Source organism: Saccharothrix isguenensis, assembly GCF_052936305.1.
In genome coordinates this window covers 4,872,254-4,898,600 of sequence record NZ_CP193626.1, presented here as the reverse complement: position 1 = coordinate 4,898,600, position 26,347 = coordinate 4,872,254, and the positions used below count along the sequence as shown (strand labels likewise).

The 26,347-nt window shown below is 69.4% G+C and carries 15 protein-coding genes, 2 pseudogenes and 2 CRISPR repeat arrays; of the genes and pseudogenes, 9 read left to right on the top strand and 8 right to left on the bottom strand.

The window, feature by feature from the left end; genetic code table 11:
- Positions 1–28: 28 nt before the first annotated feature.
- Both ACRAKI_RS21940 and ACRAKI_RS21935 read right to left on the bottom strand, forming a co-directional pair.
- Positions 29–241 (bottom strand): annotated as a pseudogene (locus ACRAKI_RS21940) (hypothetical protein); the annotation flags it as partial.
- A gap of 545 nt (positions 242–786) precedes the next feature.
- A pseudogene (locus ACRAKI_RS21935) lies at positions 787–897 on the bottom strand (transposase family protein); the annotation flags it as partial.
- Positions 898–1,418: 521 nt separating this feature from the next.
- Positions 1,419–1,752: direct repeats of the CRISPR family, unit length 28 nt; unit sequence GGACCACCCCCGCTCGCGCGGGGAAGTC.
- A gap of 373 nt (positions 1,753–2,125) precedes the next feature.
- Between ACRAKI_RS21935 and ACRAKI_RS21930 the strand changes: the two are divergent.
- The 6 genes from ACRAKI_RS21930 to ACRAKI_RS21905 all read left to right on the top strand — a co-directional run bounded on the left by ACRAKI_RS21930 (position 2,126) and on the right by ACRAKI_RS21905 (position 10,810).
- Complete coding sequence (locus tag ACRAKI_RS21930; protein WP_447002384.1) at positions 2,126–3,646, top strand: helix-turn-helix domain-containing protein; 1,521 nt, start codon at positions 2,126–2,128, stop codon at positions 3,644–3,646.
- Positions 3,647–3,727: 81 nt separating this feature from the next.
- A CRISPR array of direct repeats spans positions 3,728–5,281; the repeat unit is 28 nt; unit sequence GGACCACCCCCGCTCGCGCGGGGAAGAC.
- Positions 5,282–5,774: 493 nt separating this feature from the next.
- Entirely contained in the window at positions 5,775–6,263 is a 489-nt protein-coding gene (locus tag ACRAKI_RS21925; protein WP_447002383.1) for a hypothetical protein, read from the top strand.
- Positions 6,264–6,584: 321 nt separating this feature from the next.
- The gene (locus ACRAKI_RS21920) at positions 6,585–7,637 is read left to right on the top strand and encodes a hypothetical protein (protein ID WP_447002382.1); all 1,053 of its coding nucleotides are present in this window, start codon (positions 6,585–6,587) and stop codon (positions 7,635–7,637) included.
- Positions 7,638–7,676: 39 nt separating this feature from the next.
- Positions 7,677–7,967 carry a hypothetical protein gene (locus ACRAKI_RS21915; protein ID WP_447002381.1) on the top strand — a complete coding sequence of 97 codons (291 nt, stop codon included), beginning with the start codon at positions 7,677–7,679 and terminating at the stop codon, positions 7,965–7,967.
- Between the two features lie 186 nt (positions 7,968–8,153).
- Entirely contained in the window at positions 8,154–8,750 is a 597-nt protein-coding gene (locus tag ACRAKI_RS21910) for a hypothetical protein (protein WP_447002380.1), read from the top strand.
- 830 nt (positions 8,751–9,580) lie between these two features.
- Entirely contained in the window at positions 9,581–10,810 is a 1,230-nt protein-coding gene (locus ACRAKI_RS21905) for a hypothetical protein (RefSeq protein ID WP_447002379.1), read from the top strand.
- Between the two features lie 121 nt (positions 10,811–10,931).
- Here the strand turns inward: ACRAKI_RS21905 and ACRAKI_RS21900 are convergent, their stop codons facing one another.
- On the bottom strand, positions 10,932–11,552 hold the full coding sequence (locus ACRAKI_RS21900) for a hypothetical protein (RefSeq protein WP_447002378.1): 621 nt from the start codon (positions 11,550–11,552) through the stop codon (positions 10,932–10,934).
- A gap of 356 nt (positions 11,553–11,908) precedes the next feature.
- Between ACRAKI_RS21900 and ACRAKI_RS21895 the strand changes: the two genes are divergently transcribed.
- From ACRAKI_RS21895 to ACRAKI_RS21885, 3 genes are all read left to right on the top strand, one after another.
- A complete protein-coding gene (locus ACRAKI_RS21895) occupies positions 11,909–16,966 on the top strand; it encodes an AAA family ATPase (protein WP_447002377.1) in 5,058 nt (1,685 codons plus the stop codon).
- Between the two features lie 321 nt (positions 16,967–17,287).
- Positions 17,288–18,421, top strand: coding sequence for an IS630 family transposase (locus ACRAKI_RS21890; protein ID WP_447001894.1), 1,134 nt, complete (start codon positions 17,288–17,290; stop codon positions 18,419–18,421).
- Between the two features lie 16 nt (positions 18,422–18,437).
- Positions 18,438–19,487 carry a hypothetical protein gene (locus tag ACRAKI_RS21885; protein ID WP_447002376.1) on the top strand — a complete coding sequence of 350 codons (1,050 nt, stop codon included), beginning with the start codon at positions 18,438–18,440 and terminating at the stop codon, positions 19,485–19,487.
- Between the two features lie 31 nt (positions 19,488–19,518).
- Here ACRAKI_RS21885 and ACRAKI_RS21880 read toward each other — a convergent pair whose 3' ends face one another.
- The 5 genes from ACRAKI_RS21880 to ACRAKI_RS21860 form a co-directional block, all read right to left on the bottom strand.
- Positions 19,519–20,046, bottom strand: a complete 528-nt coding sequence (locus tag ACRAKI_RS21880; protein WP_447002375.1) for a hypothetical protein — start codon at positions 20,044–20,046, stop codon at positions 19,519–19,521.
- 56 nt (positions 20,047–20,102) lie between these two features.
- Positions 20,103–22,121 carry a type IV secretory system conjugative DNA transfer family protein gene (locus tag ACRAKI_RS21875; protein WP_447002374.1) on the bottom strand — a complete coding sequence of 673 codons (2,019 nt, stop codon included), beginning with the start codon at positions 22,119–22,121 and terminating at the stop codon, positions 20,103–20,105.
- A complete protein-coding gene (locus ACRAKI_RS21870) occupies positions 22,115–23,248 on the bottom strand; it encodes a C40 family peptidase (protein ID WP_447002373.1) in 1,134 nt (377 codons plus the stop codon). The genes ACRAKI_RS21875 and ACRAKI_RS21870 overlap by 7 nt, the downstream gene beginning before the upstream one ends.
- Before the next feature lie 4 nt (positions 23,249–23,252).
- The gene (locus tag ACRAKI_RS21865; protein WP_447002372.1) at positions 23,253–24,179 is read right to left on the bottom strand and encodes a hypothetical protein; all 927 of its coding nucleotides are present in this window, start codon (positions 24,177–24,179) and stop codon (positions 23,253–23,255) included.
- 132 nt (positions 24,180–24,311) lie between these two features.
- Positions 24,312–26,342, bottom strand: a complete 2,031-nt coding sequence (locus ACRAKI_RS21860; protein WP_447002371.1) for a hypothetical protein — start codon at positions 26,340–26,342, stop codon at positions 24,312–24,314.
- Positions 26,343–26,347: the final 5 nt, after the last annotated feature.

The following is a 26,347-nucleotide window of genomic DNA, read 5'->3' as shown; positions in this document are numbered from 1 at the left end:
TGGCCTCGGTCTGCTCGATCCAGTCGTGCAGGCTGTCGCCGTGGCGGGCGTCCATCATGGCGGCGAAGGCGCGGACCCAGCTGTAGGCGGAGTCCAGTTCGGGGCAGCGGGCCAGGACCCGGTCGAGTTGGTGCCGTTCCTCGTGGTCCAGGTTGATGGGCTTGCGGACGATCCAGCCGGTGGCCTGTCGGACGCTCGGGCAGTCGGGGACGGGTGGGGCGGGGCGGCCGGATGCGCGCACCGGGCGCGGCCGCTTCGGTAGGCGCCGCCGAGTCGAAGTCGGCGGGTTCGGGATCGGTGGGGTCGTCGTGTGCTGCGCGTTCGGCTGGTCGCAGACAGTCGCGGTGGGTGGCGGCGATCTTCTCCACCGCGTCGCACAGGTTGCGCCAGAGATGAAACCGGTCGGCGACCTGCACCGCGTCGCGGGCCGCCTCGGCGTAGGGCGCTGGCCCGGTCCCGGCAGACGATCGTGGTGCCGGGGCGGGCGCGCAGCCAGGTGGCCACCGGCGCGGCGGTGCGGTCGGGCAGCACGTCCACCGGGCGGCCGAACTCGATGTCGACCAGCACCGTCCCGTAGACGTGGCCGCGGCGCAGCAACGTGTTGTGAGCCGCGGGCAGCCCGAGCAGGGTGGCGAGTCGTGATCCTGCGCGGCCGGCCAGCGCCATGCCTATCCGCTCCAGCATCCGGCGCGCCAACCCCGTCCTGCGGGCGTGTTTCGCGGTCAGGCCCTCGACCTGCTCGGCGAATGTCCGCACCTGACAGTCGATGCCGGTGCAGAAGTAGCAGCACACGCGTAATCGCAGCACGACGGGCCGCCCGGTGATCGCGGCGTCAGCCAGTCTGCGGTCGTAGCGGCTGTGCACCCTGCTCGACCGTAGACCACACCCCGGACACACCGCGTCGGGTGCTTGAGGCCGCGCCCAGATCACCACGCTCGCGCGCCAACCGGCTTGACCGCTCGACGATGACCTCCGCCAAGTGCGGCAAGAGAGCGCCAATGCCTTGATCAACGCACACCGGTCATGATCCCAGAAGACCCTTGCGCCGTGTCCTCGGGACCGTCTTGTTGATCACGCAACCAGAAACAGAGCCCTTTCTCTGGCCGCCGACACCGGACTACCCCGCTCGCGCGGGGAAGACCCCGGTAGTGCGGCCTGTGCTGGCCGGGGTTCCGGGCCACCCCTGCTCTCGCGCGGGGAAGACCCGGCGTCACCAGCCCGATCAACGGCCAGCAGGCGGATTACCCCCGTTCGCGCGGGGAAGACGCCGTAGGCGTTGTCGTGAGGGCGGCCGATCTGCGGACCACCCCCGCTCGCGCGGGGAAGACCTGCTGGAGGAGGTCAGGCTCCACGGCGTCTCGTCTTCCCCGCTCGCGCGGGGAAGACGAGACCTGGACGCAGAACAACCCGGGGATCGGGGGACCATCCCCGCTCGCGCGGGGAAGACGTGCGCGCCAAAGCCCAATACCTCGACCAGCCGGGACCACCCCCGCTCGCGCGGGGAGTCCACGAAGTCCTGTGCGCCTCGTGCATCCGACACGGACCACCCCCGCTCGCGCTGGGAAGTCGTCGCCCACACCCACCCCCTTAGATAAGTCAACGGACCACCCCCGCTCGCGCGGGGAAGTCTCCCGGCCTACCTGCCCAACCAGACCGGTGCCGGGGACCACCCCCGCTCGCGCGGGGAAGTCGACCATGCGCACGAGGCCGAGTTCCTGAAGGCGGGACCACCCCCGCTCGCGCGGGGAAGTCACTTCATGACCAGCGATTTTACAGGTCGAGGTGCGTGTTTTTATTCGGTTGGTCTCGGTGTCGGATATCGGTGATGGGGTGTTGCGGGTTCCATGGCGTCGTCGGGGCGTGGGCATGTGGTGGTCGATGAGGTCGTAGAGGGCAGGGATGGTTGTGTCCGTGGTGGCGGGTGCTACGTCGGTGGCTTGTTCCTGTCGATCCGACTATCGGGTGGTCGGTGTCAGGGACTGTGGGTTGGTCTGCGGAAATCGCAAGTGTCGTTGTGTTGGGTCGTCGGTAGCGTGGTCGGGTTGACCGGTGTGGTCGATGGTGGAGGGAGGCGGTCGCGGTGGGGGAGAGTGATGTGGTGCGTCGTTGTGGTTGTGGTACTCGGTTGGCCCGTGACAACCGCACCTCCCGTTGTGGTGCCTGTACCCGGGCCGGGAACCGCCACCCCACCGAGCCGCCCGAGGTACCCGCCGAGTTCTGGAACCACCCCGACCTGCAGACCGCCCTCGCCGCGCGTGACATCAGTGCCGTCATCCGCGCCTACCGCAAACACCCCCACCACGGACAGCCCATCCGACAGGACACCGCCGCAGTCTGGATCGGCCTGTCCCCCACCCGGCTGAGCAGGATCGAGAACGGCGAACCCGTCAACGACCTCACCAAACTCACCCGCTGGGCGCAACTGCTTCACATCCCGCAGTACCTACTCTGGTTCCAGATGCCCGACGCGCAGCCCGGGGAGTCCGTGCCTGGTACGCAGGCGGTCGAACGTCAGGAAGTCCAGCAGCAGGATGTACTACTGCTTCCGGTGCTGGTTGAGGGGATGCCGGTACTCCTGCCGCTCGACCGACGTGCGCTTCTCGGAATGGGACTGGACGTGGTTGTGCCTCCGAATGGGGATGCCATGAGCCCTCTGAGCCGTCGTTCGATGTTGACCCGCGGGCTTGCCGTCGCGGCCTTGCCGCCGGTCGACCTCGACCAGACCGACCACATCGCCAGCGCGTTGGCCGATGCCCGCCGTTGCCTCGACGGCGAGGTGATCAAACACTTCAGCCGCCGAATCGACGACGCGATGGCACAGGATCGCGTCGTCGGTGCCCGCGAGACGTTGCCGGCAGTCCTCGGCATCATGAACGCCATCGACGTCGCCGCCCGGGACGCAAACCCATCCATCCGCCGGGAACTGCTGGCGGTTGGCGCGCGCGGCGCGGAACTGTGCGGCTGGTTGTACCGCGAACTGCACCAGCCGTCCGTCGGCTACGCCTGGCTCGACCGCGGCATGGAATGGGCACAGGAAGCAGGCGACCCCGCCATGCAGGGCTACCTGCTGCTGAAAAAATCGCAGATGGCCTACGACGGCCGCGACGCTGCCCGTGTCGCCACCCTTGCCTCGGCCGCAGCCGACGGCCCCTACGCACTTCCCCCCAAAGTCCGCGCCGAGGTGCTCCAACAGCAAGCACTCGGCATGGCCATGACCGGAGAGCCCCTTCACGCAGTCGAACGCAAACTCGACCAAGCCGAACAGACCTTCGACCAGGCTGGCGACGAGCACCGTCAGGATGCCCTCGGCGTCTACTTCACCACCCACACCCTGCGACTGCGCACCGCCAACTGCCTCGTCGAGGCAGGCTCCCCCAGACGAGCCTCCGACCTGTACGCCCGCATCCTGACCGGCACCAAGCTCCCCAAGCGCAACGCCGCCCTTCACCAAGCACGCTGGGCGCTCACCCTCGCCCGCAGCGGTGAACCCGATGAAGCAGCCGCCATCGCGTTGACTTCAACTCATGCGGCGAAGGCCACCGACTCGCAACGCACGCTGCGCACAATCAGTGAGGTCGCAGCAACCCTGAAACCATGGAAGGCACGACCGGCGGTGCGCGACCTGAACAGCGCGCTGCTGATCTGAGTCGTGCTTGCATAGTTGGGTGCTCACTATCGCAATGGGCGGGGATGACGGTAAGGCGGGAGTAGCTGCGCCGGATCTGCTGGGACCACCCCGCTCGCGCGGGGAAGACGCGGACCGGCTGATCCGGATGGCTCCGGGCGACGGACCACCCCCGCTCGCGCGGGGAAGACCCGGACGGAATGGGAGTCCGGGAAGCCGAAAGCGGACCACCCCCGCTCGCGCGGGGAAGACCGTCGGGTGACCAACGAGGAGTTCCGGGAACTGGGACCACCCCCGCGCACGCGGGGAAGACGGGCTGCTCGCCATCGGTGCCGGCCTGGCCCTGGGACCACCCCCGCTCGCGCGGGGAAGACGGTTCGCCGACACGGTGCCGACAGGTCTTGACGAGGACCACCCCCGCTCGCGCGGGGAAGACCGGTCGGTCGGCAAGGAGGCTGCGGACGCCGCAGGACCACCCCCGCTCGCGCGGGGAAGACACGCCGGGCCTCGTCGTGGGGTAGACCGGGGACGGACCACCCCCGCTCGCGCGGGGAAGACCACCGACGAGGCCGTGACCAGAGCGGCCCAAGCGGACCACCCCCGCTCGCGCGGGGAAGACCCGTGGCTGGAATCGAGCAACGTCGTGGTGACGGGACCACCCCCGCTCGCGCGGGGAAGACATGCGGATCGGGGCGGGCGAGTGGTGGTCCTACGGACCACCCCCGCTCGCGCGGGGAAGACGATCACCGACCGACCACCGGGTGCATGCTTGGCGGACCACCCCCGCTCGCGCGGGGAAGACTGGATGGCCGACCAGAAGCCCGACGAGGTCGCGGACCACCCCCGCTCGCGCGGGGAAGACTTCTCGGTGTTCTCGCCACACAGCAGTTCGATGGGACCACCCCCGCTCGCGCGGGGAAGACGTCACCGCCTCGATCGACAACGGCAACCTGCGCGGACCACCCCCGCTCGCGCGGGGAAGACCGACTGGTCGGCGACCTCGCCGGAGACGACCTGGGACCACCCCCGCTCGCGCGGGGAAGACGCCGAGAGCACGTCGCGCAGGCCGATGAGGCCCGGACCACCCCCGCTCGCGCGGGGAAGACTTCGCGGAGCAGAAAGCCACGCGCGTTGACGTCGGACCACCCCCGCTCGCGCGGGGAAGACACGCTGCCCGCGTTCGTCGTCGACAAGCGCCGGGGACCACCCCCGCTCGCGCGGGGAAGACGGTCGGTCCGGGGGCCTGTTCCAAGCCCCTCGGAGGACCACCCCCGCTCGCGCGGGGAAGACGTAGTCCCGAAAGGACTGACGACACTTGCTCAAGGACCACCCCCGCTCGCGCGGGGAAGACGGCCGGAGCGACTTCGAGGGCATCACCCAGCTGGGACCACCCCCGCTCGCGCGGGGAAGACTTGCTCGCCGCGTAGCCGTCCCCCTCCCACCACGGACCACCCCCGCTCGCGCGGGGAAGACGTTCCGCCGCTCCTACTCCGCATCGCGGACGACGGACCACCCCCGCTCGCGCGGGGAAGACGGGTGCCTGATGGGGCCCACGGAAATCGGAGCCGGACCACCCCCGCTCGCGCGGGGAAGACACGCCCGCGATCAGCTGCACGACCGGGTGCAGCGGACCACCCCCGCTCGCGCGGGGAAGACACTTCCTGAGCTGCAACGTTACAGGTTGGAGCCAGCATTTTCATTCGGTTCGTTGCGGTCTCGAATATCACCCTGATGTTCCGTAGGGTCTGATGTCATCAGTGCTGCTTCGTTCGTAAGGCCCCGCATGTCGACGCTCTGACGTAAACGACATGGACCTCGGAAACGAGAGGGCCTGCGTCTTCTGACCGCGTCGAACAACCAGCGGTGACAGGTCCGCCTGAGACGTAGCCGACCACGCAGATCAACCGATCCTCGCTGGCCCTCATGCTCCCTGCTCCGTCGGAAGAAGGGCTTCTGCTGGGCCTCGAACTCGGTCCCGCGTCGGAAAGCCGCATACGCAGCCTCGGGGTGCCCCGTAGTTGCGGGGCGCCGCACCGTACAGGGGCAGTGGGTGGGGCGGCACACAACGCCGCCCCACCCGCTGCCCCTGTTCCGGCGGACGCACCCCGCAACCGCGGGCCACCCCCGACCCGCAAGAGGGTGCGACACGATGAACATCCGACCGACCCGACAGCACCTCGCTGAAGCCTTCGACCGGTGCAGGCACACGCTGCTGCGCTGGGCACGACGCCCCGTGGGTATCCGGGTCTTCCACAACCTGCACGATCGCGCACTGCTGGTGGGCTACCAGGGACAGCCGGTCGTCGAAGTCCTCACCTACCGCGAGCCGCCGAGCGCCCGCAGTCGCGACGTGGACCTGGCCGAGTCGGCCTTCCACCTGTGCAACGTCGGCCACGACCCCGAGTTCGGCCGGCCCGGCCCGCACGCCGTGCGTTACCGCCATCGGGGCAACCGGTCGCTGTCCATCGGCGACGTCGTCGCGGTCGACGGCCGCTTCTACGCCTGCCAACGCATCGGGTGGCGTCGCATCCCGGAACCGAGGCAGCTCAACGAGCGGCGGCACGGCACCACGCCACTGCACCCCGCCCAGTGCCCCGTGCCGGGAAACGATCCGCAGTCGACCGACACGCGGGACTGATCCCGGCACTCCAACGCACTCGGCCAGCCACAGCCTGCTCGACACGTCGATCGATGCCGCATACCGGAACCCCGGTTCTCATCAGAGAACTTGCCTCCTGCGCCGGAGCCAAGCAACTCGACGGCATGACCGCCGGATACCGACAGGGGAGCAGTAGCCGACCCCGAGTACGACGGCCGCGACGGCGCCCTGCCCACAGACCACTCCCGTAACACCCCACCGCGGGCCCCGGCTTCAGCCGGGGCCCGCGGTGCTTGCGCGCACCCCCGGCTCGTCGCGCACCACTTCAATCACTCCTCGCCTTCCGGGAGCCATACCGACATGCCCTTCAACCCCGACACCGGCATCTGGGAAAGCACCTACACCCCACCCCCGCCCCACGACCTGCCCGCTGTGCGGCTGTACCTGCGCGAAACCTTCGCCCAGCCACAAGCGCTGGCCTTTCACACCACGATGGTCAAACAAGGGCGCTTCTCACTCGACCTGGTCCGCTCACCGCACCCCGAGCAGGCCGCGCAGCTCATCCTCGACGGCGAACGCGAGCGCCTCGCCGAGGCCGCCCTGTACTGGGTTTCCCCGGAAATGACCCAAGTCGCCATTGCCGCCGCCGACACGCTGCCCGAGGACCTGCGTGTCGACGAGACCCACCAGCCCGCCGAGCAGGGGTTCATCGTCTTCGCCGAACCCATCGGCTCCTACCTCGGCGACGCGCTGGGGGACAGACGCATCGACATCGCCGCCGCCTCCTGGGGACCACTACCGGGCGTGCCCGACGCCACCGGGGTGACCTTCTACAGCGTCCACGACCTCGACTACGTCCACCACTGCCTGACCCGACTCCTCGGCCGACCACCCAAGCGCGCCGAACTCGACACCGCGCTCAAAGCCACACCCGAGTGGCTGTGGGACAACGAGATCACCCTGCACCACGACCACACCATCGCCGACCTCGACCTCATCGGCGAACTGAGCACGCTCCTGCTCGGCCAAGCCGTCGCACCGTGGATGAAAGTGCTCTACGCCGCCTGGCTGCTGATGACCCAACCCGGCATCAGCCAGACCGAGCAGATCACCCCCAACCGGCGCCTCCAGCGTCGAGAGGCCCGCGAGGGCGTGCGCACCTCCGAGGTCCGCATCGTGCACGTGCACCGCCGCCACCGCGACAAGCCCACCGGCAACCACCCCAGCGGCACCGGTGAACGCCAGTACACCGTGCGCTGGCTGGTCCGCGGCCACTGGCGCAACCAAGCCCACGGCCCCGACCGATCCCTGCGCCGCCTCGTATGGATCAACCCACAGATCCGAGGCCCACAGGACAAACCGCTCAAGACCGGCCACACCGTCCACGTCTGGGACCGACCCACGAACCGGTAACACCCGCAGCCCACAGCACACCCCGGCAGGCACAGCAGCATGACCCGTTCCCTCACTCCGGCCACACCAGCGCACGACACCACAGCCGTCGTGCTGAGCAACCAGCCCGCGGACTTCCACGGCCTCTCCCGCGAGTACGTCCACCCGGACCGGCGGGTCGTGCAGATGCCCGACCGAATCTGGCCCGCCGAGCACCCCAAGGTCTGCACCTGGACCTCGCCGACCGGCGTGTGGCTCGACCGCCACAGCCGCCCGGTCGGCTCCACCGAGTCGGATCTCGCTGCAGGCGTCTTCCTGCTCTGCCCCGGCTGCGGCCTGGACGCCACATAGACACCACCCGCCCGACGCCAGACGCGCCCACCCCTTACCCCGGCGTCAACAGCCGCCCAGTTCGACCCAGCCGTTCAAACCGGAGGACCACCTCGCACGACAGCGCCTCGACTCCTTCGACAGCCCAGGCCCCTATGCCCGGCCCACCTCACTCAGCATCCAACAACACCGAAGGGAGACCACCTCATGGACAACTCCACCTCCATCCCGGAGTTGACAGCCCAGATCCAGCAACTGCTCACCGTCGTCCCCACACACGGTTCAGCCATCGAAGGACCCGCCTCGGACGGCGCCGGCTTCATGTCGAAGCCCTGGCCGCACACCCGGCTCGGCATGTTCTGCGACGACTCTCAGGTCTACTTCCTCACCCTGCCCGACGACCGAGATGAACTCGCCCTGCTGCCGATCGGCTTGGTTGGCGACCCCTTCGCCGACCGCATCCACGTTGTGCGCGGCCTCGACTTCTGGGTCGGGGACCGCAGCCGGGAAAATCACCCGCCCAACCGGATCGCAGACATCCTGCTCGACGACCTGCTCGCCGACATCGCCTCCGGCAACTACACCGCCACCGACGACGACCGCGCCTTCGTCCAACGGCTGCTCACCGCGGGAGGACCGCTCATCTCCGGGCCATGCCTGCTCCTGGGACGCGACGAAACCACGAACACCAGCACCGGCCTACCGGAGACGTTCCTCGACTGGCTGCAGCGCACAGCAGTCCAAGCCGTGGTCGACCTGATCGAGACGACGAGTACAGCCGACGAAGCCGACGCTGGCGAGTAAACCGCCGTGCCCTGAGCACCACGCCCGACGACGCATCGGCGAACACAGGGACCTGGTGCTGCAATAACTGCCATCGACAGTCGCGTCGCTCACAAGGAAGCCACAGCGGGCAGGTGCAGAGCCGAAGAAGTTCGGGAAACGTTGAGGGCGTGCCTGGCCGAAGCCAGGCACGCCCCGCGTCGCCCGCACAAGCCCGAAGGCTTACCACCACCACAGGCAGTGGCTCGACCAAAAATGCGGGGACACAACGCACCGAGACCGTGCAGGCTCCGAAGGGCCCTATCCCGATGCGCTGCTCCAGTCTAGCGACTCAGCGGATCATCACCGCAGCCCTGACGTCATAGAGCACCGGTGCGCCGCGCAGAGGCCCTGAACAGGCGTTCTGCCGCCTCCCATTTGCGTACGCAGCCAAGTGAACCTTACTTCCGGGGCGCGCGTCACGAGCACCCCCTCGTGCCCTGAGGCTGTCATGTCGCACAGACCGCATCAAGGCACCCGGAATAATTCTTCTCCGCAAGCTCCGAACAATTATTCCGGGACCCACCTTGACCCGGTCTGTGCGACACGAAACCGGCACTACGCGAGGGGGTGGGAGAAAAAGGGTTAGCCACCATTATGGGGGTGCTCGACAATGGCGCACACCTTGCGTTTTCGAAAACGCAAAACCGCAGGTCAAAGACCTGTGGGACGCGGTAACACTTCGACAACAAGAGTGAACGAGTCCCCCTTCTGGTTGCGAAGCACAAGATTTCAAACTAGGATAAAAACCGCAGGAAGCGCCGGGAAGACCAAACCTGGCGGACGTGTAGATCCGAATTTTGAGGTTACTCATGTCGCAGCATGTTTCTGTTCCCACGGCCCTTGCCGATGTCGCTTCGCTGGTCAGGGCCGGTGATCTGACCGCCGCCAAGCGTCGCGTTCGCACCGTGGTCAACAACGTTGACCCGCAGACGTTGGCCCTGATGGGCAAGTGCGCCGCCACGCTGAGCAGCTACCCCTACGGCATCGCCGTTGCGAAGCTGCGCAACGCCTGGCAGCGCACCACCAGCCCCGAGGACCGCGCCGTCATCGCCGCGTGCGTCCCAGACCAGGACCCCGGCCTCTACCGCCCGGACACCGACACCGCCGACGCGCCCCGCTACGGTCGCAGCAACTACCAGGCACCCCGCAACAGCAGCACCCGCTACGACGACAACGCCCGCCGCACCGTGCCCCAACAGCGCGACCGCGTCCGCGCCCAGGCCGAACCGCGCACCGTGACCGAGTACAGCCAGACCCGCGCCGGGGTAGACGACGCCCCCGCCCGCGCAGAGCGGCCGATCGCCTACGAACTGGACTACGACCGCGCCGCCGTCACCGACCTGCGCACCCGCCCATGCGTGTGGTGCGCAGGGGAACGCGCGATTGTCGACGTCTACACCGACCGAGTGAAGGCTGGCCACGGTGACGACGGACTGTGCACCGAGTGCCGCTCGCTGGACCGTCCCGGCATCCCCGAGCTGCCCGCAGGTCACACCTACACCGACGCCATCCACGCCCGATGCGACTACCACGCCGCACAGAACGGAATGCCCGCCGTGCGCACCGAGTGGCGACGCGCCATGCGGCAAGGTCGCCGCCTCACCGCCACCACCATCGAGCAATGGGCGACGACCTACCAGCAGCGGCACTCCGCCGTCACGGTCATTGAAGGCGTGCCCTGCTGCGCCCACTGTGACGCCAACCTCAACAACAGCCCCAACCCCCTTGCCGTGCCCAACGAGCACGACGAGCGCACCGCGCCGCATGACCCACGCTACTGCTCCCGCACCTGCGCCGACGCCGCCACCGAGGACACCCCCGAACCCCAGCCGCAGCCCGACCAGGAACCCCAGTCCGAAGCCGAGCCGCAGCCGGAATCGCAGACCGCACCGGAGCCGAAGAATGCGCCCACGGCGGACGGCGGTTCGTGCGGGACGTGCGGAGACGTGAAGCAAGTACGACAGGGCCTGTGCCTGGACTGCCGACGGTTGGAGCAGCAGACCACCCAGCAGCACCACACCGAACAGGAAGCCGCCTAACCCTCACCCCGCCGGCGGACGGGCCGACCCCGTCCGCCGGCGCTCGGCGCGTAACCGGGGTGGCCGGCATCAAGCCGGCCACCCCATCAAAGCCGGCCCCACCCACCCACCCCCGACCGCCTCACGGCGACATCGAACCCGCCTGCGGCGGGTACTCACCCCCGCCAACCCCCACACCTCCCGCACCCAAACGATGCCCCCCACCCACCGCAGGGGCATCACCGCCACCATCCGGCAGCACCACGCCGCTCGACACGTCATCACCGGAACCACCCAGTACGTCCGGTTCACCATCGACACCCGTGTCGGTGACGTCCTCACCGACACGGGCCGCGTCGTCGGTGACCTCCTCGGGCCCATCCGGCTCACCTCCGGTCGACGCCGAGCGTCCCACGCGCACCAACGACGCGACCATCTGATCCGACATCCCGGTATAGCGCGCCAACTCGGCCTCGTCGAACACCTCCAGCGCCGCCACCACCGTCTGCGCCAAACCCACCCGGGCCGTCTGCTTCTTCGCCCGCTCCACCTCGATGTCCTGCCCAAGCTGCTCCCGCAACACCGCGACCCGCTCACGGTGCCGCTTCCGCAGTCCCGCGATCCGCTCGTCACTACCGCGCTCCACATCCTCGGCAGTCTCGGCCGCTCGCGCGACATCCCGGATCGCCGTCGTGCGCAGCCGCGCCCGCCGCCTGTCCTCCTCCGCTACCTGCCGAGCGATGTCCTTCGCCGACACAGCCATGATCCCGACCTCCGCTCCGCACGTTCCCCCTGGGAGCACCACCACCGTAAACGCCGCTTCCGCCCGACTCCAGCACAAACAGCACGCGTCACAGCGGCACAGACCCGCTGTGACGCGTCCTGGGACGTCCGGCCGCGTATGTCCATCGGATACCTTTTCGCCCAACGAAAAGTCGGCATCCCACCGTCCACAGCGAACAAACCACAGCAAGATCAACAATCTTGCACTATGGTATCCACGAGGTCTCCACATCGAGCTGACACGCCCCGTGTGGCCATCTCTGCCCCCACGCCAAGATCCCAACAGGCGACAGGACGCGCTTCCCGTCGCCGAGCAGCGCGTGGGGAGGTAGTCGCGTGGCCTACGTCAAGCCAATCGGGTTCAACCCCGTGGAGATCGACTACCGCCTCGGATTGCACGGCTCGTGCAGCGGCTCCGACCGCGAACGACCACTCTCGACACACCCGCAAGGCGCTCCTCCGGGCCTGTTGTGGGTCGGACAAGGGCTGCGAGAGGTCGGCATCACACCGCTGAGTCCGCTGACCCGCGACCAGTTCCCTCAGGCACGCGCACTTGCGACCGGGCATCATCCGCACACCGGCGAAGTACTCGTGGAGCCGAAAAAAGCCGTCCCGGAGGACGCGAAGCTGCCCATCTCGCCGCTGGTACGCGCCGTGCACGGCATCGCCATCCAAGCAGGGGTACCGGTGTCGGACGTACTCACGGACCGGAAGTTGCGCGACATGTTCGCCACCGCTGAGCGGGTGTGGCGGGCCGACGGAGAGACCGCGCGCCTGCGCGCCGACCACGCCGGTCTCCTCCTCGACACCGTAGGGTTGACACCGGACGAGGTGTGGCAACCCGGTGCCTTCAAGCGGGCGACGGCGAACCTGTTCACCGTCATGCAGACCACCGGCCGTACCGGCAAGCCGCGCACCAAACGGGTACCGCGCCGAGTGGTCACCGGCAACGCCGCCTACGACCTCACCGTGGACATCCCCAAGAGCGACTCGGTGTTCCTGGCCATCGCCACCCCCGAGTTGGCCGCACAGGCAGAGCCGATGTACCTCCAGCAGGTGCTGCGCACCTTCGACTGGCTCGAAGCGCGCACCGCCTACGGCATGCGCGGCAAACACGGCCAAGGCCACACCGCCGCCACCGTCGCAGGCTCCGGTTTCCTCGGCTGGGCGATGATCGAACGCACCGCACGCCCCACCAAGGACACATCCGTGGGCGATCCGCACTGGCACGTCCACCTCACCCTGGCCAACATGACCCGCGGCATCGAGGACGGCAAGTGGAGCACCATCGCCGCCGGAGGCCGCGACCTCATCCGCCACGCCCCGGTCGTGCAGCACATGGTGCACGCACTGATCCGCCACCAGATGACCACCCGCTTCGGCGTGCGCTACCGCCGCAGCCAACGCACCGGACGCTGGGAAATCGCCGGCATCCCCGACGACACGCTGCGACAGTTCAGCAAACGCAACACCGACATCCGCTCCCTGCTCACCCAGTTGGGACACGACCCGCACACCGCGACCCGCGTCCAGCAGGACCTCGCCGCACGCCTGACCCGCCGCCCCAAACCCACACCAGGGCGAGCCCACGGCGACTACACCGACGCACCCGACGCCACCCTCCGGGACATCTGGCAAGGCCAGGAACTGGCCGCCGGACGCGACCCGGCCGAACAGCTCCGACGCGTCCTCGCCGGCGGACACCTGCCCGAAGACGGCGAACAACCCGAACCCGAACCCGAACCGGTCGTCACCGCCGAGAACATCGCGCACCAACTGCTCGACCCCGCTGCCGGCCTGACCTCGCACAGCCGACGCTTCACCCGCGCCGACGCACTGCGCCACGTCGCTGACGCGATGCCCGGCGGCTACGAATCGCCCGAGGCGATCGAGGCCATGACCGACCGCGTCCTGGCGCACCTGGACTTCGTCCGACTGCCCCAGGGAGCGGAACTGGTGCATGGGGTGGGCGAGAAGCGGTCCCTGGCCGCGCAGCACATGGCCAACGCCGAGCAGTTCACCACCACCGACGTCGTCGAAGCCGAGAAGATCATCCTGCGCGCCGCGAAGGCCAGCCACCCCGACCAGTCACCAGCCCGCGTCACCGACCCGGACCTGGTGCAGATGGCACTCGACACCGTCGAAGCCGGACAGGGCTACCCGCTCTCCGACGAGCAGCGTGCCGCCGTGACGCGTCTGGCCACCGACGGCCGCATGATCGACACCATCAACGGTGCCCCCGGCACCGGCAAGACCACTCTTCTACGCGCCCTACGCGCCATCCTGGAAGCAGCCGGCCACGTCGTGCAGGGCGCGGCCAGCGCCGCCGTCGCCGCCCGCAACCTCCAAGCCGAATCCGGCATCCCCTCCCGCACCCTCAGCTCACTGCTGGCCAACGTCGAAGATCCCGGCAGCACCGCACTCACCGGCATCGATGTGCTCGTGGTCGACGAAGCCAACCTCACCGACGACCGCGACCGCGCCCGGCTCTATCAGCGAGCAGCCCAGACCGGCACCCGTGTCATCGAGGTCGGCGACAAGCTCCAGCTGCGCGGCGTCGGCGCGGGCTCGTTGTTCGGGCACGTCCACCGCCTGGTCGACGGACTGGAACTGGTCGACAACCGGCGTCAGCGCGACGAGGACGAACGCGAAGCCATCGCGCTGTGGCGCGAGGGCCGCTACAGCGAAGCCCTCGCGATCTGGATGCTCAACAACCGACTGGTGGCCACCGACACCACCTCCGAAGCGACCGCCGCCATGCTCGCCAGCTGGGCGCGGATGCGCACCGGAGCACCCGATCCGCACACCGAGATCCGCGGCCTGGTCATGCTCAGCGCCACCCGCGATATGGTCGACCGGCTCAACCACGGCGCCCAGGCCCTGCGCCTGGCCGACGGTGAACTCGGCCCCGGCCACACCTATGCGCTGCGACGCGGCGGCGAGATCCGCTTCCACATCGGCGACCACGTGCTGATGCGCATCAACGCCGTACAGCGCCGCACGCTGGCCGACACCGACGTTCTCAACGGCTACCGCGCCGTCGTCACCGCCATCGCCGACGACGGCACCCTCACCGCCGAATGGCAGGAGGACACAGCCGACGGACGCACCACCCGCCTGGGCAGACTCACCCCGGAGTACATCGCCCGCGGCGGTGTCTCGCTCGGCTACGCCATGACCGTGCACAAGTCCGAAGGGCTGACGGTCGGAGATCAGTGGCGCGGCCCCGACGGCGAATGGTCCGGCGGCACGGTGCTGTTCCACGCCGCCGGAGCCGACAACCCCGCAGCCCACGTCGCCACCAGCCGCCACCGCAACGCCGTCCACCTCTTCGCCCCACTCGACGCACTCGACACCGAACACGAAGCCACCAACCGGCCCGAACCGCGCACCCGCGCGGAACGAATGGAACGCGCCGTCGAGAAGCTCGCCCGACGCGCCCGCACCACCGAAACCTCACCCGACGACCTCCCCGTCGTCGTCCAACTCGGGCTCGCCGAGTTCCGCGACCTCACCGACGCCCAGACCCGCCAGCAGCACGCCCGCGACGCCGAAGCAGCCAAACGCGAAGCCGTCCGCCGCCGTGAGGAGCGCGCCGAGCACAGCGCCGAAGCCAAGCAGGCACGCGCCGAACGCGCACAGCGGGACCAGCAATCGCGTGACCGCGCGGCAGCGCTGCTACGCGAGGTGTGGCGCCACGAGCCCGATCTGGTAGAGCGCCTCATCTCCGCCACCGCGTTCACCACCGTGGCCCGACACCTGGCCGAGGTCGAGAACTCGGCACTCGACGTGCGCGAGGTGCTGGCCCAGGTACCGCTGCGGACCGTCGCCTCCGACGCTGTCACCGACCCCGCGGCGTTCACCGCGTGGGCCGTGCGCGACGCCGCCGAACGCCTCGCCGACGGCCGCATCGACGCCGCACACGAGCAGGCCGAACGCCGACACCAGTGGCAACTCATGCGCGACCAGGTCGCCGACCTGGTGCGCGAGACCTGGACCGCACGCCCCGAACTGGCCGAAGCGGTCATCACCAGCTCCACGTTCGACGCCGTCGTGCGCCAACTCGACCGCCAGGCGGTCGGCGGACTGGACACCCGCACCCTGCTGGCACGCGTCCCACTGGCCAAGGTCGGCCACGCCAACGTCGAGGACCCGGCCCGCCTGACCGCCTACTTCATCAAACGCACCGCCAGCGCCCACCAGTGGGAGACCGACAAGGCGCAGCGGGGCAGCGACCGGGCAGCCGCGGAACGCCACCGCCGACGCATCGCCCTCGAACACCTGCATCAGGCCTGGCCCGACCACCCCGAGGTCGTCGACCTCGTCGCCGGCGGGCACGCGTTCGGCGCACTGGCGCAGCGGATCGAGCAAGCCACCGAAGCCGGCGCCGACGTGCACGCCGCGCTGCGCCACATCTCACCCACAGAGGTCAGCGGCAGGAGGGTCAAGAACCCCTCGGCGTTGGCCACCGCCGCCTTCCAGCGCGCCGCACAGCAGCAGACCGAACCTGCCGAGACCACTGCGGGTGCTTCCGCCCGCCAGCCGGAAACTCGACAGCCCGAAACGCGCAGGGCGCAGCACTGGGCGCAGCGCGAACACGACCGTCACGACGACGGGCAGTTGCGGCGTCTCCTCGCCGTCGAGCAGCAGCGCCTCGCAGCCCTCGACCGAGCCGTCAGCGAAGCCCGCCGCAACGCCGAAGAGCTGCGGATCCAGGTCAACGCCGAAGCCGGTCCCGCCGTGCGGGCGCTGGACGAACACCTCCACCGGCTACGCGAGCAAGCCGACCTGGTCCGACAAGCCGACGACCTCGAAACCCGCTGGCACGCCGCACTGCAACGCGCCGAGAACGCAGCGGCCGACCGCACCCGCACCCAGCACACCCTCGACGCCCTCGGCCCGCTGGCCCGCACCCGCCGCACCGAACTAGCCGACCAGGTCAAACACCACGCCGAACTGGAGGAACAGGCACACACGCACGCTCGCGAACTCGCCGCCCAAGCCGCCCGGCTGCATGAACACACCGGCCCACCCGACCAGCGCCGCCACACCCTCACCCGAGCCAACGCGGCGGAGAAGGACTATGAGCACGCGCGGCCCAGAGCCCACCAGCGAGACCTCGACGCGCTCACTACAGCTCAGGACCGCGCCGAACACCTCGCCGCCGAACACCACAACCTCAGCAGGCGCATCGACGGCCTGCGCGACGAAGTCGAACTGCGTGCCGGACGACCCCAGGAAGTCCGGGAGCGAGAGCGGCAACAACGCCACACCGAGCTGGTGACCACACACGACCGGGCACCGGAGCGGACCGCAGAGCACCAACCCCACGTCGACGACATCGAGCCACCCCAGGTCGGCAATCACATCGAACCGCAGCCCGGCAGCCGGTGACGCCGCCAGGCTGCCCGATCACCGCGCAATCAATCGAAGGAAACGATCAATGACGTCTCACTACCCGCGGTCGATGGCCAGTTGCCATCGCAACTTCCGGCCTTCCTCCATGGATAACGCCCGGCTGAACGCGGTGGGTAGACGGCCGCAACCATCTTCCGCTGCTCGTACGAGACCGGACCGGCCCATCTACGGGCACGATCGACTACCGGTCAGCCCTCCGATACACACCATCTAGTGCCGCATCAGGCAACGTTCGCCCTGACCTGACACGCCGCTCGGGTCCTGTTCCGGGCGGTGCGTGTCCGTCAGGCTGGGTGAGTGGCAGATCGGGTACGTGTCCGCGAGATCGATGACGGCGAGGGCAGGCGCCTGCTACGGATCGTCCGCCGGGGTACCGGGTCGGTGGTGACCTGGCGGCGGGCGCAGATGGTGCTGTTGTCCGCGCAGGGCATGCCGGTGGCGAGGATCGCCGATGTGACGTTCACCAGCGCGGACCGGGTCCGGGACGTGATCCACAACTTCAACACCGACGGTTTCGACTCGCTGTATCCGAAGTACAAGGGCGGCCGGCCGAAGACGTTCACGCTGCCCGAGCGCCGCGAGATCAAGAAGATCGCCAAGTCCGGGCCGGTCGAGCACGGCCTGCCGTTCTCGACCTGGAGCCTGGCCAAACTGGCCGACTTCCTGGTCGCCGAGGGGGTGGTCGACGACATCAGCCACGAGGGCCTGCGCATCCTGCTCCGCGAGGAAGGCGTCACCTTTCAACGCGTGAAGACCTGGAAGACCTCCCGCGACCCGGACTACGAGGCGAAGAAGGCACGGGTGGAACACCTGTATGCGATCGCCGACGGCGAGGTCGTCCCCGAGGCGGGCGAACCGGAGGTGGTGTTCTGCCTGGACGAGTTCGGGCCGCTCAACCTCCAGCCCCATCCCGGCCGGCAGTGGACCGAACGCGGCGGCAGGCACAAGGACCCCGACCGCGGGCCCAGACCACGGCGGCGGGCGACCTACACCCGCCCGCACGGGGTCCGGCACCTGTTCGCCGCCTACGACCTGGCCGCGGACAAGCTCTACGGCCACATCAAGAAAACCAAGAACCGGACGAAGTTCCTGGAGTTCTGCCGCTACCTGCGCACGCTGCACCCGCCGACGGTCCGCCTGGCGATCGTGTGCGACAACTACGCCCCGCACCTGACCACCAGGGTCGACCGGCGCGTGGGCGAGTGGGCCGAGGCCAACAACGTCGAGATCGCCTACACCCCGACCAACTCGTCGTGGCTCAACCGCATCGAGGCCCAGTTCACGGCCCTGCGCTACTTCACCCTCGACGGCACCGACCACCCCAGCCACAAAGAGCAGGGCAGCATGATCCGCCGCTACATCATCTGGCGAAACAAACACGCCCAGGACGAACACCTACGCGCAGTCGTCAACAGGGCGAACGTTGCCTGATGCGGCACTAGACATCATGCGCCTTGACGAGGTGTTGCGGCATGATGTCCCGATGCGTCGTGCGGAGATCGAGGCGACGGCGGCCGAGCACGGGCTCGGCCGGGTCATTCGGGTGCACCGGGAGCACGCATCGGCATCTCTCGCCGCCGGTCTGGCGGGAGTGGGCACGCTGGTCGCGCCGATCGTCGCCGGGATCATGGCCGCCTCCGATGCACGGCTCTGGCCGCTGCCCCTGTTCCTCGCCGTCGCGATGATCGGCCTGGTGACGCTGTACGTCCATTTCGGGCCGGTGCCAGGCACGGGCCGGCGCTGGTACGCAGTGGCCGAGCACGGCCTGCTGATCTTCTCCCGCCGCGAGGAGCCCATCGCGATCACCTACGACCAGCGTGAACGGATCCGCGCGCTCGACCTGGCTGGCACGTGCTCGATCAGCGATCTGCGCGACGTGCAGCGGCGGTTGGCGCCTGGCCGCCGCTGGTCGCGGCGCCGGCTGGTGGGGTTGGCGTCCTACGGCGTGGTGGCTGTGCTCTTGATCGCGTTTGGGTGGCCGGTGGGCACCTACGCCGTGCTGGGCCTGCCGCTGGAGACATCCGACTTCGCGGCCACCTGCGTCAACGGTGGCGGCGGACACCGCCGGGCGGCCTCCCACTCCGGCGAAACGCACCCGACCGCAGCCTTCCTGGACTACGGCGGCGGATTTCTCTTCGACGCGGAAGCTTCCTTTCCACCGGGATCGCGGCTGGACACCGACCCTGAGGACCTCACCGCGGTGCAGCTGGTCGCCTGCGCCAGTGCCATCGGCTTCGCTTCACGTATCCCGCTGAGCGAATGCTCGTACCGCACTGTGGTTGACCGGCTCTACCAAGGCCTCTACCGGCTCGACGTCTTCGAAGCCCGCACCGGGCGAAAGGTCGCCTCGTCGCGACTTGCCGGGAGCACATCCGAGGACTGCCCGAGCGTGCGCACGGTGCCTCGGAATAGCCCGCCCGAGAGCAGGGACATCGTCACCGAGGTGGACACCGAAGACTTCCGGCGGGCACTCGCCCCGCAGGCAACTGGGCGGTGAGGTGCACATGGACACCGCTTCGACCGTGGGGTCAATGACCGGTCTGCACACGAAACACGGTGTTTGACGGTGTGCCGCTCACAGTGAAGCCGAACGAGAAGTGCAACGCCTCGTTCGGCTCGCCAGGGTCCACCGCCCGAAGCCGGTCACTTGGCCGAAGCGCGTCACCGGGACTCGCGCGCCAGGAGGCGGGGTGCTCGCCCGCGCGGCAGCTGGTCGGGTCGCTGCCCAGCCAGCGATCGAGCCGAGAGCGGAATCCGGGTAAGTGGCGCAGGTGATAGTCGCCTGCCATCAGCGGTGTGGTTCGGCGGTCGTGGTGGCTGTCGTAGTAGACCCACACCATCACGGCGAGGTCGTGGGCGAGGCCGGGGTGCTGTGGCCAGCAGTCGGGTATGAGTTCGCGACTGGACACCGCGTGCACCAGGTTGTAGTCGGCCACCCACCGCCGCACGGTCCGTCGCAGCGCTGCGGCCTCCTCGTGAGACAGGGCGGCCCACGTCCACGGAGTGCGTCGCACCGCAGCGGGTTCGTCGTCCAGCAGCGCCAGCAACACCGCCACGTCCCGCTCGGCAGACGGTTCGAGGGTTGTCGAGGCGGGATCCGTCGGGTGACCGGTCACCACTGCGTGCCTCCGGGTTCGTTGAAGGTGGCTCGTGCGTCGGCTGCATCCATGGCTGCTCGAGCGCGGCTGTGTTCACGGCTGCGTGCTTCGCGCACGATCGCGTCGACGGTGCCGACCTCGCGGTGGATGCGGCGGAGCAGCTGGCGGCGTTGGTGGATCGAGGGTGCGGAGGCGATGAACAGGCCACTGCCGCGTGGGGCGACGACGGCGCGGCCGTCGGCCAGGCGCTGCTGCTCGGAGACCGGGAGGCTGTCCACGCGGGTGACCTGGTCGCCGCCCCGTTCGCGGGCCCGCTCGACGAGGGCTGCGTTGCCCGCTCGGGTGGTCAGTTCGGGGGCGACGGTCATGTCCAGTCCGCCGACGACGGTGACACTGGCCGAGGCGCGCAGGCCGTCGGCTTGGGCGCCGTAGAGTTCGTCTTCCTGGCTGCTGCTCTGCACCGAGTAGAGGTAGTGGATGCCGTGTTTGCGCATGGTGTTGCCGACGTAGGGCAGGTTGGGCACCACGACGCTGTGCCGCAACTCGTCAAGGACCGCGACGAACGGCACGGGCAGCCTGCCCCCAGGATGGCCGAGTGCCGCCGTGCGGGCGGCGATGAACATCTCTGCGGTGAACAACGACAGCAGCGGGCGTACCCGGTGGACGCGGTCGGGGTCGGCCAGGACGTAGACGGTGCCGCCCTCGCGGACGAACCCGGCCATGTCGAACGACTGGTCGGAATCGACATCGCAGAACGCGCGGCCTTCGCTGCTGATCAACGCGTTGATGGTGAGCGCGAGATAGCGCTCGACACCGGAGGTGGTGCGGTCGGATCGGGTGCTCAGGTGGGTGGTCAGCGCGAGCAGGGCAGTGCGGTCGGCGTGCGGGTGCTCGGCCAGTACCCGGCGTGGGGTCGTGTGCTGGGTGTCGGACAGCCACTGGGTGATCTCATCGAGGCCGTAGCCGCCCAGCGCCGCCGCATAAAGCCAGGCGGCCAGGACCTCGCTGGCGGAGTTGCGGAAGAACACGTCGTCATCGCTGCCCCGTCGTTGGGTACCCGCGGTGTCGGAGCCGGCGACCAGGGCGTGGGCGCGTCGGGTAGCCACGGCGAAGTCCGCACAACCGTCGATCGGGTTCCACCGCACCTGCGGAAATCCGGCGGTGAACCGGTGGGCCGGGTCGGAGAAGTCCGCTGCTGCGACCGGGTACTCGCGCATCCGACGGTGGCGCGGCAGCCATCGCAGCGGTGCCCGCATCGGGCGTGCGGGGCGGTGGCGGCGGGCCAGCACGGTGTGGGTGAACACCGCGGGTTCGATGCTGAGCACCAGTGCCGCGCCGGGCAGGTCGCGGATGATCGGGATCAGCAGGCGCAGCGTCTTGCCCCAGCCGGTGCGGCCGAGGATGCGGATGTTGTGTTCGAAGTGCGCCCACAGCGGCACCCACGGTGCCCACGGGCGCAGTGGCCGGCCCAGTCGGTAGCCGAACGCGGCGGTGGGCATGGTCAGGCGGGTCCACCATCGGCTTCGCGGCCAGGTGACACGGCCTTTGCGGCGTGCCTGTCGCCGACCGAGCGTGCGCCGCACCTCGCGGGTGCTGGCGAGCCCTTCGCGGCGGTACCCGGCCACGGGTGCGACCACGAACGCGAGCCACGCCGCCCACAGCGGCAGGGCGGCCGTGAAAGCCCACAACGGGCGAACCGGCCACCGGATGGCCACCGGCCCTCGCGATCCGTTCTCGTCCGGCGCCGCGGTCGGGTCCGGAGCCGGGATGCTCGTTGTCGACGTCGCGGTCGGGTCGGGGCTGGCGTTTGAGGACGGGGGCCGGTAGGTCGGCAGGCCGAGAAGTCCGCCGTCACCGCCGGTAGACGAGTGCAGTTCGAGCCGGGGCGGGCGCCAACCCTGCCCGTCGACCAAGGCGAGCAGCCCTGCGGCCAACCACACGGCCGCGACCGCGCCGGCCAGGGCGAGCAGCAGACCCGCCGCGCGCCGTCGACGTTGCTCCAGCGTCGTGCGGCGCCTTCCCGGGATCACCATGCGCGCACCACCGACGAGTCGAACCCCGCGACGCGGGTGCGCACGAGGCTGACCTTGACGACGTCGCCGCTGCTGGGTGCCTCGACCATGTAGTGGACGCCGTTGAGCGTGCCCAGGTAGAGCGCTACGTGGGTGGCCGGGCGTCCCCAGAACAGCATGTCGCCGGGTTGGGCCTGCTCCCAGGGCAGGGAGCGGCCGACCTGCTGCTGGTCCTGGGAGACCCTCGGCAGGGTGATGCCGACTTGGGCGAAGGCGTAGACCATCAGGCCGGAGCAGTCGAAGCCGACGTTCTCGAAGTCGCCGTGTGCGTCGGCGACGCCGCCGTCACGGATGCCCACGGTGGGACCGTTGGCATTGCCGCCGCCCCAGGAGTAGCGGGTGCCCAGGTAGCTCAGCGCCGAGGCCACGATCGTGGTGACTCGTTCGTTGGGCATGGTGAGCGTGCCGAGGATCCCGGCTTCGGCGGGCAGGGTGATGGTGGTGCCGCTGACCATGATGCGGATCGGTCCCGAGCCGCCGCCCGGTGCGCACACGATGCCGCTGGTGTCGCCTTGGGCAGGGGTGCCGTCGTGGAGCTGGGCGGCCAGCGCGGTGGCCCACCGGTCCCATCGGGCGTACCAGGTGGCTCCGGCGCCGGATGCCTGCACGGTCTGCGCCGCGTCGGCGAGTGCGACGGTGGGGTCGTTGTAGTTCGGGACGCGTACCAGCAGCTGTTCGTAGAACGCGCGGGAGGTGTCGGCTGGGTCGGTGCGGTTGACGCCTGCGTACAGCTCGCCCTGCTGTTGGTACAGCCCGAGGCTGCGTCCGTTGGTCGCGGTGGGGTTCAGGGTGGATTCCTGCATGGCCGTGGCCAGGGCGATCGCGGTGCCGCGCCGGGTGATGCCGAGTCCTTTGCCGACGGCGACGACGGTGCGTGCGACCGCCATCTGGTCGGCGTTCAGGGTGGCCTGCACCTGCCCACCGGGAGCGGTTGCCTGCTCGTCCGGTTGGTCAGCGGGTGGGGTGATGACTGTGCAGCCGCCACGCGGTGGGGCCGCTGTCGCCTCCTGGGCGCCGGTGCTGAGCAGCGCGACCAGCAGCAGCACGCTGAACAGGGCGGCTGCGCCGCCGAGGATGCCTTTGACCATCGGTTCAGCCGCCCACGGCGGCCAGGTCGACCCGCCAGGTGCCGTCGCCCTGCCGCAGCATGACCCGGGTGGAGGCGACCGGCTCGACGTACCGGGTGCCCGCGGCGGTGGTGACCACCCGATCGGCGGTCACCCGCACCACGACCCGCTCCGGGGCGCGGGGCGCGCTGGGCACGATCTGGGCGACGGGTGCGGAGCACGTCGCGGACTCCCCGGCGGCGGTGGCCTGTTCCCAACTGCGCACGGCACGGTCGTCGTCGGCAGGGTCGAACAGCGACCACGCTTCGGCGGTCATCGCCGGTCGGGCTCGGCTTTCGGCGTCACCGAGCTGTTCCCCGGTGGTGGTGAAGGGGCACCAGCGGGCCAGCCACGCACGTGCCGCGCTCTCCGGACCGGCCAGTTCCTGACGTGTCGGTGACCCTTGTGGAGCGGCGACCACGACGATCGTCGATGGATCCGTCGCGGTCCGGGGCTGGGCGATTGTCGGTGCGACCCCGGAGGGCGGGATGGGCGGTTGTTCCGGCAGAGACGACGATGTGACGTCCGAGGGCTGGACCGTCGTCTGCGGCGAGGTGGCGGACGCGGCCTCGGCGGGTGTCGACGATGGTTCGCCGGGTTGTCCCGGCGCGCTGCCCGCACTGCCTGGCTCGTCGGCCGACCAGGCAAGGCCCGCCACTGCGGCGATCACGGTGATCACGCCGGTGATGGCGGCGATGTTGCGGCGGATCGGTACGGGCCGCCACGGCGTTCGGACGTCGCCACCGTCCTGGTCGTGGTCCTGGGTGAACTGGTGGTGCAGGTTGGCGCGGCGCTGTGCGCCGAGCTCGCGCAGTTCGCGACGTCGGTGTGCGCGGGCTCGGGCTTTCGGGCCCCACGGCCACCATCCGGGCCGGGGACCGAGCAGGTCACGTCCCCAGAGCGCGCGGCTCACCTTGTGTGCGACTCGCGCTGGACGGTCGGCATCGCCATCGGGCTGTTCGGCCGCAGGGTTCGCGACCTTGTACGGCTGGGGGTCGTCGTGTTGGGCGTCGAAGCGTGTCACCGGTGCTCGTCCCTTCGCTGATCAGCCTGACTCGGTGGTGTCACCACGCCGCTGTCTGGGTGTGCGACGCGGCCGTTTCGGCGGTATCGGATTCGCGTCGCCCTGATCCGGCGAGCGCGTTACGCGTCGCGCGGGTCGTGTTCGGGCCGTGGTGATCCGATGGACGCCACGGCGGTTGCGTGCCGGGGGCGGCGGGGTCTTGTCAGGTGGTGCGAGTCCCCGCCCGCCGGGCGGAACGACCCACACCCGACGGGTGTCACCGGCTGCTTGCGTGGTGCCGGTTCCGCCGGGCGGTGCGATCCAACGTCGCGGGCCGACCGCGGTGGCCTGTTCGGCGTCGAACGTCGCACCCCTGCGTGCCTCGGGATCGGGACGCGAGACAGGTTTTTCCCTTACTGCCAGAGCAGGTCCGGATGTGATGGCGATTGTCGCACCGGTCCCGTGCGGGCGTGCTCGACGTCCATCTGGGCCCGGTGCGTAGGGCTGCACGTCCGTGGACGGGGTGATGCGGGTCGCGGTTGCCTGCACCGGTCCGCGATCGATGTCCGCCGCCTTGGTCGCCGACGATCTGAGCTGGTTGCCCGCGATGCGTGTCGCGGCGACGGCCAACCCGACCCCGCCGACCGCCGCTCCACCGGCCACCCGTGCCGCGCCGGCGGCTACGCGGGCGACGCCACCGAACGCCTTGAACGCCGTTCGCGTTACCGACCGTGCGATCAACGCTGAGCCGACACCCATCGTGTGGGCTCCTTCGCCGCCGGTCAGTGAGTCCACCCAGGACTGCATCTGCACCGCCGACGTCATCAGGGCGATGTTGAGCACCGTGACGATGAAGAACCCGTGCTGACCGGCGAGGCCGCTGATGACGGTGGAGGTGACGGTCACGCCGGCCACCGTCGTGGTGATGGTCAGAGCTTGCAGGCTGCGGCCGAAGGTGTAGATCACGTAGCGCGTGCCGGCCGCACGAGGCCAGCCGGGTATCGGCCACAACGTGAGGAACACCAGTCCCGCCACCAAAGCAAGCAGCAGTCCCACCGATGCGTTGAGTCCGGCCACGATCAAGCGCACCAACAGCAACGCCAGGGGAATCACCAACAGTGCGAGCAGCAGCACGATGCCCAGTCGTGCCGGGTCCTGTCCGCGGATGTAGTCGCCGTAGGGGCCGAACTCCTCGACCGCGCCTTGGTCGTCGAGGATCTCCATCCACCGCTTCCACGTGTCGTCGTTCGCGAGCGCGTGGTGACCGGCCTTGGCGCACACGTCCAGGGAACCGAAGTGCGCAAGGCACCAGGGGGTGGCGCCGAAGTTGGACCACATGCTGTCGACTAGTCGGCGGGTGCCCGCGTGTGGGCTGCCGTCGGCGATCGCCGTGGTGGGGAATCCGGTGGGATTGTTTGTCGTGGTGACGAACTGGGTCGATCCGGCGATGACGCCGTCGGCGATCTGCTGCCGCGCTCCGTCCACGGTGGTCATCACGGTGGACGGGCCCGAGGCGAAGAGCATCGCCGTCGCGGCGGTGGCGATGACCCAGCCCAGGTCGGTGGCGAAGCCTCGGCCCTCGCCGCGCCATCGAGCGTAGGTCATGACCGCGCCGATCGCGACGGTGGCCGTGATCAGTGGCCAGAACACGTGGTAGGCGACCGAGTTCACCGCCTGGTCGATCTTGTTGCTGGACTCGGCATAGAGGGTGAGATTGAGCAGCCACTCCAGCAGCGTCAGCGCGCCCTCCAACACGCCGAGCACGAGCCACATCAGCAGCAGCGTGATCACGCCGATGATCTGGTACACCGGCAGCGCGAGATCCAGCCAGCCCGACGCCGAATCATCCGGTTTGACCGTGATGGCGTAGTCGTAGAACGAGTACGTCTCGAACAGCGTCTTCGGGCTACCGCCGGCCAGATCCGGACCGGTGATCACATCGTCGGCCACCGCGCTGCGCGCGTGACCGGCGACGAGCAGCCCCACCAACCAGGCCAGGGTCATCATCCGCTCGGGCCGGTCCCACAGCCACCGCAGCGGTCGCGGGACGCGTCCACGCACCAGCCTCGCCACCAGCA